Raw genomic sequence first — 10283 nt, 5'->3', positions numbered from 1 at the left:
ATTTTTTAACATTTACTGTCAGGGGCTGGGCCTTCGGGGGACCCTTTTTCATGTCCCCTAAAACGGTGCCTTACTGCGTATCTTGGTTGATTGACCACCATCGGGGTGCTTGAACCGCAGTTCTTCGGAATGGAGCATCATGCGCGGGAAATCTAACGCCTCTCCTTCTGAATAAAACGGATCCCCAAGGATCGGGTGGCCAAGGCTCAGCATGTGGACGCGCAGCTGGTGACTGCGCCCTGTGTGAGGCGTCAGGCGAACACGTGCGGTGGTGCCTTCGTCTTTTATCACACGCCAATCAGATTGCGCTGATTTACCCGTCTCATGACACACCATCTGAAGGGGACGATTTGGCCAATCCACAATCAGCGGCAGATCAACTGTACCTGTTTTTTCTGTGGGAACACCCCAAACCCGCGCAACATATGTCTTCTTTGTCATACGTTTTTCGAACTGCAGCCCAAGATGGCGTTGCGCATAGGGCGTCATCGCAAAAATCATCACACCGGATGTGTCGCGATCGAGACGGTGCACCAGCAGCGCATCAGGAAAGGCGACCTGCAGCCGCGCAATCAGGCAATCAGCCAAATGCTCACCCTTGCCCGGCACGGACAGCAGCCCAGCAGGTTTGTCGACCAGAATGACCTCGTGATCGAGGTGCAAGATATTTAGGGGGTCTTGCGGGGGGGAATACGTTGCGTCCATAGACGCCTCACTCCCATGTGTAGGGTGGGTTTTCAACCCACTGCATGCCATCCTTTTGGCAAAGAGGAGACCCAACATGCACCCGACAATTCAGAAATTTCATGATTCAGTTCTGGCCGACAACCATAGCGCGGTTCCCGCCCTTATGGCCGAAGACATCACATTCCAGCCGCCAACATACTGGGCCACATGGAATGGCCGTGATGCTGTGGCAGCTGTGCTAGGCCATGTGAACCAAGTTTTCGAAGACTTTGAATACCGCCGTGTGATGGGCGCTGACAACGACTGGGCGCTAGAGTTTCAGTGCAAGATCGACGGCCTTGATTGCGTAGGAGTTGATCTGGTCACGCTAAATGACGAAGGGCTGATGCAGCACTTTGAAGTTGTGATGCGTCCCTACAAAACCATCGGAGCCTTACGTGCGGCAATGAACGAACGGGTCATGAAAGACCCATCGTTTATGAAACACAAAGCCGCCTTGTCATAATCGAGTTTATCAACCCGTGCGATTGCGGCGCATCTGGCGCACCATTGATACTGTATAGATAATCAATGCCAGCCAGATCATCGGCAAAGCAATCGCGCGGGCACGGCCAAACGGCTCTCCAAAAATGAACACTGCGTTCAACATAATCAATGTAGGTGCAATGTACTGCATGATCCCGATGGTCGAAAGGCGCAGCAGCTTGGCGCCATTGGCATAGAGCAGCAGCGGCACAGCAGTCACCGCCCCACATCCTAGCAACAACCAAGTATCAGCGGCATTACCCATCATAAAATGCGATCCCTCTGAGCCGGACACATAGATAGCGTAAGCTAAAGCGACGGGCAGTAAGATCAGGACCTCCATCAAGAACCCTTGGTTAGGACCAATCGGCAGGCTCTTTTTCGCAAGCGCATAAAAACCCCAAGTCAGCATCATGCCAAAGGCCAACCATGGTGTGCTTTCGGCATCCACAATCAACACCACCACAGCAGCAGCGGCCAAGCCGACCGCAACCAGTTGCGCACGGTTCAGCTTCTCTCCCAACAAAACAGCGGCAAGGAAGATACTGAATAGGGGATTGATATAATATCCAATCGCCGCATCCAGCGCATTACCCGATGCAATTGCATAAACGTAGATCCCCCAATTGAGCGAAATCAGCGTGGCTGTCACACAACCCATCGCCAACATGCGTGGATTGCGAAACGCCTCACGTAAGGTTGCTGTGCGGCCCAGTAAGATAAGCACAACGGCAGCAACTGGCACCGACCAGATGACCCGATGGGCGATCACCTCAGCCGTAGGAATATGGCTGAGCAGCTTCATATAGAGTGGCAAGAACCCCCACAGAACATAGGCCCCCCCAGCAAACAAAAACCCACGTGGTGTGTCCTGATCTGTCGATGGCGTTGTGCTGTTGGGATTGCGCATTTGGAGTACTCCTATCCCTGACAGGGGTAGGATAAGTTTTGAAGCGCTGAAAGCGTTAGATTGTACCCATTACACCTTTACCCGTTCCGAGCTGGGGTCATACATCGGCTTCAGAGATGCCTCTGCTTTTACACGTGTTCCCATCACGTCGATTTCATAGGTCGACGCTAGAATATCCGCAGGCTTTTCGCCCTTACAAGGCACATAACCAAGGCCCATCGCGCCACCCAAATGGTGGCCATATGAACCAGAGGTTAGGTAACCCACAATCTCACCGTCACGCAGGACAGGCTCATTATGATACAGCAGTGGTTCAGGGTCAGTAAGCTTGAATTGCAGCATCCGCATGTCCAGACCCGCCTCTTTTTTGTCCAGCACGGCCTCACGCCCGATGAAGTCAGGCTTGGATGTTTTAACGGCAAAGCCAAGGCCCGCCTCCAAAACATGATCCTCTGAGGTGATGTCATGCCCAAAGTGGCGGAACCCTTTTTCGATCCGGCAGCTGTCCATCATGTGCATGCCGCACAGGCGCATATCAAAATTTTGCCCCGCCTCAGCCAATGTTTCGAAAACATGGCCAGCCTGATCTGCGCTTACATAGATTTCCCAACCCAGCTCACCCACGTAGGTCACGCGGTGGACACGCGCTAGGCCCATGCCAATCTCGATTTCTTGTGCGGTGCCAAACGGGTTCACGTCATTGGTAAAATCGTTTGGCGACACCGCCTGAAGCAGCTCGCGTGAACGTGGGCCCATCACGGCTAGCACACCTTCACCTGAGGTGACATCGGTGATGACCACATCAAAATCACGTTGATTGCGTCGCATCCATGTCTCGTCACTTAGGCGTGTTGCGGCTGGCGTGACCACCAAATAGGCGTGCTCTGCCAGACGTGTCACGGTCACATCCGCTTCGATCCCGCCACGGCGATTAAGAAACTGAGTGTAGACGATTTTTCCAACCGGAACCGAATAATCACCGCCACCGATATAGTTCAAGTAAGCTTCGGCATCACGGCCTTCTACGCGGATTTTCCCGAATGACGACATGTCATAAAGGCCCACATTTTGACGCACAGCCATGTGTTCTTCGCGCACGTTGTCAAAGAAATTTTGGCGCTTCCAGCTGTATTCATACTCTGGCTTTTGCCCTTCACGGGCAAACCAGTTGGCGCGCTCCCATCCGGCTATCTCACCCATCACCGCGCCACGTTCTATCATGTGATGGTGGAAAGGCGTGCGGCGAATTCCCCGTGCGGTCGCTTTCTGACGGTAGGGGAAGTGATCCGCATAGAGCAAACCCAGCGTCTCTTTGGAGCGCTCGAACAGATAAGTTTTGTTCCCTTGGAACGGCTGCATCCGGCTGATGTCAACGTCACCTAAATCAAACGGCTTTTCGCCTTCATCCATCCATTGGCTCAGCGCCATTCCGGCGCCACCCGCGGACTGGATCCCAATAGAGTTGAAACCTGCCGCAACCCAAACGTTGTCCATCTCGGGCGCGAGACCCAAATGGTACGCGTCATCAGGCGTGAAGGATTCAGGGCCGTTAAAGAACGTGTGAATGCCAGCTTCAGCAAGCATCGGCATCCGCTCAACAGCGGCCTCTAAGATCGGTTCAAAGTGATCAAAATCTTCTGGCAGTTGGTCAAACTCAAAGTCTTTCGGGATGCCATTCATCGCCCACGGTTTTGCGTTTGGCTCAAACGCGCCCAGCAGCATCTTGCCTGCGTCTTCTTTGTAATAGGCGCACTCATCAGGCACCCGTAGAACAGGCAGTTGCGTCAGGCCGGGAATGGCTTCGGTAACGATGTAGAAGTGTTCACAAGCGTGAAGCGGGACGTTTGTACCCGCCATGCGGCCGACTTCATGACCCCACATGCCGCCACAGTTCACAATCATATCCGCCTTGATGTGGCCTGTCTCATCGCCTTGCTGCCAATCAACGCCAGTCACGCGGCGACCTTCTTTGGCGATGGCAGCCACAGCTGTTCGCTCGATCACTTTAGCGCCGCGTTGCCGTGCGCCTTTGGCCAACGCTAGTGCAATATTTCCCGGATCGCCCTGCCCGTCTTTGTCCAGATAGACTGCTCCTTTAACGCCATCGATGTTCAGATGCTCATAGCGCTTCAAGACCTCTTCGGGCGAGATTTCTTCGACATCCACTCCAAAGGCACGTGCCATTGCAGCTTGGCGGAATATCTCTTCGCGCCGCTCGTCTGTCAGAGCGACAGTGATGGAACCACAGCGTTTAAATCCGGTGGCGACGCCTGTCTCTTCTTCAAGGTTTCCATATAACTCTTGGGAATACTTCGCGAGTTTGGTCATGTTTTTCGTAGCACGCAGTTGCGCGATCAGACCAGCCGCATGCCATGTTGTGCCAGACGTCAACTGCTTGCGTTCAAGCAGAACAACGTCTTTCCAACCCAACTTGGTCAGGTGATAGGCAACAGAGCATCCAATAACGCCGCCACCAATGATGACAACTCGCGCTTGTGAGGGAACCTCGGCCATGGGTAGACCTTTCTAAACGATTGTGTGGCCAGCGTCGGTCAGACGGCGGGCGATTTCGGAAATATGAGCGGGGCCAACTTCGCAACAGCCGCCAACGATAGTGGCTCCTGCGCCGACCCATTTCATCACGTGATCCGCATAAAGCGCGGGCGTTAGATCAGTACGGGCGTTCAGCGAGGCTACGGTTGCGGCGTCTTTTTTGAAGTCGTCTGTAATCATCGTGAAGCCGTTTGCGTAGGCGCCAAACGGCAAGCCGCAATCAGTCAAGATCGGCAAACCGCGTGTGATCGCCTCTGGCATTGAGCAATTCAACAAGACAGCTGCAGGTTTGTAATGGGCCATCATGGACACCGCCACTTCCAACGGTTCCCCTGAACGCAGCATGGTTCCATCGGTGTCATCCACAGACAAACCGATCCAAAGTGGCTTATCCGTGCCCGAGGCTGCGTAGCCTTGAAAGACACCCTCAGCCTCCTGCAAGGAGCTAACTGTTTCTGCCAGCACCAAATCGATTTGGTTCCCCATTAGCGTGATGATTTCGGCAAACCGTTCAGTCGCTAGACCAACATCAGGCATTAGGTCCGGGCGAAAAGAGGCCAACAGCGGGCCCAGCGCGCCAGCAACGCGGCCTTTGCCGTGTGCATCCCGTGCGGCGACGGCCTGATCCACGGCAGTATGGGTAAGTGGTCCAAGCTGGTCTTCGACACCTTCGCGCTCTAGCCGGTTGCGGTGCACGGCATATGTGTTTGTCGTTGCAATCGTGGATCCCGCGGCAAAATAGTCCGCGTGGACCTCTCTCACCAGTTCAGGCTCATCCATCATCACGCTTGTCGACCACAATGGCGTCGCAGCACCACTGCCACGTTTGACCAATTCCTGTCCGATAGAGCCATCTAGAAGGGTAATATTTGTCATCAATTTCACACTCAGAATGATCGAGCCCAAGGCCACAATATACGCGGCCTCGGTACTCATTGGATTTTAGGAAGGGACCAGATCAGGCACGCAACCGCTCGTTTGCGGCATCCCAAAGCGGTTCATCAACCTGAACAACTGCGCGACACATCTTGCCGAAGATATTGATCATCAGCTCAGTACCCGGCACAGCCAGATCCGCGCGAATGGTGCCCAGTGCCACGGATTTATCAATCCGGTAGCCCCAATCCCCACTGGTCGTCTCACCAACCACTTCATCTCCGTGATACACCGTAGACATGTACGGCGCATCCTGATCACCAGCATCAACGATCATGGTCACAAAGCGTTTTTTGATATCCGCGTCACGTTCAGCAATCAATGCGGCCTTGCCGACAAAGTCCTGTGGCTTGTCGAACTTGACCCAACGATCCAATCCCGCTTCCAACATAGAATAATCGGTCGACAGATCACCCTTCCATGTCCGGTAGCCTTTTTCGATCCGCATGGAATTCAGCGCATACATGCCGAAAGGTTTTGCACCTGCGGCTGTGATCGCTTGATAGACAGTCGGGCTGTCGTCAAATGCTGTGTGCACTTCCCAACCCAATTCACCCGCAAAGGAAACGCGGAACAGCTTGGCTGGTTTGCCCGCAACTGTGGCATCCTGAATGGCCATCCACGTCGCACTCAGATCGGCGCCATCGCACATACCCGCCAGAATTTCGCGCGAGGCTGGGCCCGTCACAATATGCGTCGACCAGTCTCGTGTGATGTCGGTCAGCGTCAGTGAACCATCGTCAGGCATGCGCCCTTTGAGCAGTTCGAAATCGTGCCACAAGGCCACTGCAGCTGTCATCAGCCAGAAATCATCCTCGCCCCAGCGAATGATTGTCATTTCTGTCAAAATCCGGCCGCGACTGTCCGTGAAATACCCAAGGTTCATGCGGCCCACTTTGGGCAATGCGCCTGCGACTTGGCCGCGCAACCATTCCGCTGCGCCTGTGCCACTCAAGGTATAGCGTGAGAAACCAGGCATATCGAGGACACCTGCGTGATCACGTACTGCTTCGACTTCTTCTTTGATGCGAGCAGCCCACGGGCCGTTACGATCCCATGTGTGTGTGCTTTCTTCCGAGGTATCATCGCCCTCTTTCGCAAACCAGTTGGCGCGTTCCCAGCCGTTATATGCGCCAAACTGGGCTCCTGCATCTTGCAGCGCGGCGTGGTTTGGAGAAAGTTTTTTGTCACGGCCTGCAGGCCATTCGTGGTGTGGGAAGTGCATGGCGTATTCGTGGCCATAGGTTTCTAGCGCTTTGGCCAATGTGAAATCGTGGTCCGCGCTATCGGTGTAGCGACGCGGATCAACCGCCCACATGTCCAGCTCGGTTTCGCCGTGCATGATCCATTCTGCCAGCACCTTGCCAGCACCACCGCCCTGCGCGATCCCGAAGGTAAAGCTGTGGCCTTCAAACGCATTTTTTACACCCGGCATCGGGCCGATCATCGGCAAGCCGTCAGGTGCATAGGGAATGGGGCCATTGATGTTACGGCCAACCCCTGCTGTACCCAATACAGGCAGACGCTCCATTGCGTCCTCAATGTAGAACTCCAGACGCTCTAGGTCATCCGGATACAGTTGAAACGAGAAGTCTTCGGGCATCGGATCTTCGGGTGTGATCCAATGTGCCTTACAGTTACGCTCATAAGGGCCAAGGTTCAGACCGTTTTTGTCCTGACGCAGGTAATAGCTGATGTCCACGTCGCGGATCATCGGCATCTTGTGGCCTTTTTCTTTGGTGTAGGCTTCGATCTCGGCGATCGGTTCGGTCAGGAAGTACTGATGGGACATGACAACCATCGGCACGGTACGACCGCCAAAGGGCTTAAACATCTCGCCCACGCGCTGCGCATAATAACCTGCACAGTTGACGACATATTGCGCGCGGATCTCACCTTTTTCGGTTTTCACAATCCATTCGTCGCCGTCACGATCAAGGCCCACAACCGGACAGAAACGCTCAATCCGCCCACCTGCATCGCGTGCACCCTTGGCAAGCGCCTGTGTCAACTGTGCTGGATCAATGTCACCATCAAGCGGATCCCACATGCCACCGGTCAGGTCGTGCACTTCCATGAATGGATTATACTCTTTTAGCTCGGCGGGCGTGAGCATGCCCATGTCCAGACCCTGATACGCGCCCATTGAGGCAACGCGTTCAAATTCCTGCATCCGCTCTTTGGTATGCGCCAGACGCAAGCTGCCCGTAACGTGATAGTTCATCGGGTAGTCAACGTCCTCGCCCAGCGTGCGGTACATTTCCAGCCCGTAGCGCTGCATGTTCATCACCGCCCAAGAGTTTGAGAAGTTGGGGCAGTTGCCTGCCGCGTGCCACGTTGATCCAGCTGTCAGTTCGTTCTTTTCCAGCAACACACATTCTTTCATGCCTGCTTTTGCCAGATGATACAGCGTGGATGTCCCCACGACTCCGCCGCCGATAATGACCACTCGGGCTGTTGTTGGAAAATCACTCATGTTTCTTGTTCCCCCTGACGGACGTTGTCCGTGATTTCGTAATAATCGCCTTTGTCGGCGGTGAAGATATGTCTCTCAAGTTTCAGGCCCGTCGGACCATCAAGCGCGCCCAAAGACACGCCAGTGTCTGGGTCGGACTGTCCTTTCCAGAACAGGAACGAACCGCATGTTGGGCAAAAGCCCCGCTTTGCCGTTTTACTGGATGCGTACCAACTGGGCGTTCCGTGGATGGTCAGATCATCGTCCATGACCTGCACCGACGCCCAATGATGACCAGACTGCTTGCGGCATTGGCCACAATGGCAAGCCGCAGGATCACGTGCCGCTTTTTGCGCTGTAAATGTTATTGCGCCACACAGGCATGAACCGTTTAGCATACTTACCCCCGACCCGGCGTGGCGGCACTGCCCAGCAGCACGCCGTAAATGATGAAACAGGTCCCCATGACACGGCGCACCCACACGTTGAACACTGCCCCCAGCGCCGCACGTCCAAGGCCAGCACCAAGGGCTGTAAAGCCTGTGTAACTCAGCGCGGTTAGGGTCAGTGCCGTTGGAAAAATCACCAACATCTGGTCCCAGATCGGCACGTCAGGCTGCACAAATTGAGAGAAGGCCGCCAAATATCCTGCAACACTTTTAGGATTGATCGTCGCAATGGCGAGTGCTCGCAAATAGATGGATTTTGTGGGTGTCTCTACAACCTTTACTGGCGTTTTCGCCTGCACCCAGCCACGGACACCCAGATAAATCAGAAACGCCGCGCCCAATAGCTTGGCAACAGTGAACGCTGTAGGTGAGGCCGTTATCAACGCAGTTACGCCCAGCGCTGAGAGCAATAGAAACAATGTGGCCTGTGTTAGGATTGCGAGCACCCCAACCATGGAACGCTTTAATCCAAGGTTCATTCCGTTGTTGATGCAGTTCACCGCATTGGGACCGGGTGTGGTAACAAACACCACCCAGAACAGCGTGAAAATGGTCCATGCTTCGAAACTCATATCAATACACCGGCGGGGCAATAACCCAGATCGCCACAACGGGATCTGCGGTGCGGTTGGCCCAGCGGAACGCCTCGCCTCGGATGCGAAAACTGTCGCCAGCGTTCAGTTCATGCACCACGCCGTCGATTTCGATCTCAAGTGCGCCCGAAATCAGATAGCCGACTTCTTGTGTGGGACGTTGCACAAGGTCTTTGATGTGGCTGTGCGGCAGAAACGTAGAGTGAACCACTTCGAAATCATCACTGAGATCAGGTGACAGCAGTTCTTCGACCAGCCCCGCCATGGACGACCCAATTGGCCGCCGCGCAGATGCCCGTACAACAAATCCGGCCTCAGATGCGGGCGCGGCCTCATGTCGAAACAAGATGGACACAGGCACATCAAAATGTACCGCCATCATCCGTAGATCTGTAATCGAGGGTTCTGACTTGTCCCGCTCAACTTGGCTAAGCCAGCCAACAGAACGTCCCAACGCTTGCGCCGTCTGCGTCAACGTCAGGCCACGCGCCCGTCGCAGTGCACGTAAATCCACACCAAGTGTATGGGACGTCTGGGGCAAATCGTGGCGCATGGAACCTCTGCAGAATTGGATTGCCCAGCACGCGAATCTTGCACGCGAATAGGCTCTCCATAATTTCTGCCAGAGGTTCGTGAAAAAATCTACTATTATTTCACGTGTATGAAAGTTTTAGACAGAATCAACACCAACGCATCTGCGTCAGCTTGCGTGAATGCATTCGGCTGGTTGCTATCGATATCGAGAACCCCAAGCAGTTTACCCCCTTCGCCAAAGACAGGCAGAACCAGTTCTGAACGTGTTGAGCTGGCACAGGCAATATGACCGGGGAACGCATCAACATCTGCTACCAGTTGCACCTCGCCTGTACGGGCTGCAGCACCACAAACACCGCGCGCAAACGGGATCACAAGGCAACCGTGCCCGCCCTGATAGGGTCCAATCTTCAACACCTCGGGTGCAGTCACACGGTAGAAACCAGTCCAATCAAAGCGGTCATCGCTATGATGCAACTCACAGGCAATTGTTGCCATCAGGGCCACGGAATCGTCCTCACCCTCGGTGAGGGCGGCAATTGTCTTGGTGAGTAACGGGTAATCAACGTTCATATTAAGCCTCATAGAAACAGAAATCGCGGCCCCAAGGAGCCGCAACAACTTTTACGAATATCAAGATA

General features: G+C 54.3%; 10 protein-coding genes. 1 reads left to right on the top strand and 9 read right to left on the bottom strand.

Annotated features, from left to right (window positions below; all coding sequences use genetic code 11):
- Window positions 1-57 precede the first annotated feature (57 nt).
- Window positions 58-705 carry a pseudouridine synthase gene (locus V7775_RS06465; RefSeq protein WP_335751033.1) on the bottom strand — a complete coding sequence of 216 codons (648 nt, stop codon included), beginning with the start codon at window positions 703-705 and terminating at the stop codon, window positions 58-60.
- Window positions 706-781: 76 nt separating this feature from the next.
- On the opposite strand from V7775_RS06465, the gene V7775_RS06460 reads away from it, so the two are divergent.
- Complete coding sequence (locus V7775_RS06460) at window positions 782-1192, top strand: nuclear transport factor 2 family protein (RefSeq protein ID WP_335751032.1); 411 nt, start codon at window positions 782-784, stop codon at window positions 1190-1192.
- A 9-nt stretch (window positions 1193-1201) separates the two neighbouring features.
- Here the strand turns inward: V7775_RS06460 and rarD are convergent, their stop codons facing one another.
- The 8 genes from rarD to V7775_RS06420 all read right to left on the bottom strand — a co-directional run bounded on the left by rarD (window position 1202) and on the right by V7775_RS06420 (window position 10215).
- Complete coding sequence (rarD, locus tag V7775_RS06455; protein ID WP_335751031.1) at window positions 1202-2122, bottom strand: EamA family transporter RarD; 921 nt, start codon at window positions 2120-2122, stop codon at window positions 1202-1204.
- A gap of 69 nt (window positions 2123-2191) precedes the next feature.
- Window positions 2192-4636, bottom strand: a complete 2445-nt coding sequence (locus V7775_RS06450) for a GcvT family protein (protein WP_335751030.1) — start codon at window positions 4634-4636, stop codon at window positions 2192-2194.
- 12 nt (window positions 4637-4648) lie between these two features.
- Window positions 4649-5551, bottom strand: a complete 903-nt coding sequence (locus V7775_RS06445) for a homocysteine S-methyltransferase family protein (protein WP_335751029.1) — start codon at window positions 5549-5551, stop codon at window positions 4649-4651.
- 82 nt (window positions 5552-5633) lie between these two features.
- Window positions 5634-8087 (bottom strand): GcvT family protein, encoded by a 2454-nt coding sequence (locus V7775_RS06440; RefSeq protein ID WP_335751028.1) that lies wholly within the window; start codon window positions 8085-8087, stop codon window positions 5634-5636.
- Window positions 8084-8464 carry a GFA family protein gene (locus V7775_RS06435; RefSeq protein WP_335751027.1) on the bottom strand — a complete coding sequence of 127 codons (381 nt, stop codon included), beginning with the start codon at window positions 8462-8464 and terminating at the stop codon, window positions 8084-8086. The genes V7775_RS06440 and V7775_RS06435 overlap by 4 nt, the downstream gene beginning before the upstream one ends.
- 2 nt (window positions 8465-8466) lie before the next feature.
- Window positions 8467-9087 carry a LysE family translocator gene (locus V7775_RS06430; RefSeq protein ID WP_335751026.1) on the bottom strand — a complete coding sequence of 207 codons (621 nt, stop codon included), beginning with the start codon at window positions 9085-9087 and terminating at the stop codon, window positions 8467-8469.
- 1 nt (window position 9088) lies between these two features.
- A complete protein-coding gene (locus tag V7775_RS06425; RefSeq protein WP_335751025.1) occupies window positions 9089-9661 on the bottom strand; it encodes a helix-turn-helix domain-containing protein in 573 nt (190 codons plus the stop codon).
- A 95-nt stretch (window positions 9662-9756) separates the two neighbouring features.
- Window positions 9757-10215: a GAF domain-containing protein gene (locus V7775_RS06420; RefSeq protein WP_335751024.1), complete on the bottom strand. Its 459-nt coding sequence runs from the start codon at window positions 10213-10215 to the stop codon at window positions 9757-9759.
- Window positions 10216-10283 lie beyond the last annotated feature (68 nt).

The sequence above is a fragment of the Sulfitobacter sp. genome, from assembly GCF_036960155.1.
Taxonomy (GTDB): Bacteria; Pseudomonadota; Alphaproteobacteria; order Rhodobacterales; family Rhodobacteraceae; genus Sulfitobacter.
Note: the sequence above shows the minus strand (reverse complement) of the source record. Positions and strands in the feature narration are given on the sequence as shown.

Bases quoted from the DNA above. Each gene is read 5' to 3' on its own strand.
- V7775_RS06465 (WP_335751033.1), bottom strand. From the start codon at position 705: ATGGACGCAACGTATTCCCCCCCGCAAGACCCCCTAAATATCTTGCAC.
- V7775_RS06460 (WP_335751032.1), top strand. From the start codon at position 782: ATGCACCCGACAATTCAGAAATTTCATGATTCAGTTCTGGCCGACAAC.
- rarD (WP_335751031.1), bottom strand. From the start codon at position 2,122: ATGCGCAATCCCAACAGCACAACGCCATCGACAGATCAGGACACACCA.
- V7775_RS06450 (WP_335751030.1), bottom strand. From the start codon at position 4,636: ATGGCCGAGGTTCCCTCACAAGCGCGAGTTGTCATCATTGGTGGCGGC.
- V7775_RS06445 (WP_335751029.1), bottom strand. From the start codon at position 5,551: ATGACAAATATTACCCTTCTAGATGGCTCTATCGGACAGGAATTGGTC.
- V7775_RS06440 (WP_335751028.1), bottom strand. From the start codon at position 8,087: ATGAGTGATTTTCCAACAACAGCCCGAGTGGTCATTATCGGCGGCGGA.
- V7775_RS06435 (WP_335751027.1), bottom strand. From the start codon at position 8,464: ATGCTAAACGGTTCATGCCTGTGTGGCGCAATAACATTTACAGCGCAA.
- V7775_RS06430 (WP_335751026.1), bottom strand. From the start codon at position 9,087: ATGAGTTTCGAAGCATGGACCATTTTCACGCTGTTCTGGGTGGTGTTT.
- V7775_RS06425 (WP_335751025.1), bottom strand. From the start codon at position 9,661: ATGCGCCACGATTTGCCCCAGACGTCCCATACACTTGGTGTGGATTTA.
- V7775_RS06420 (WP_335751024.1), bottom strand. From the start codon at position 10,215: ATGAACGTTGATTACCCGTTACTCACCAAGACAATTGCCGCCCTCACC.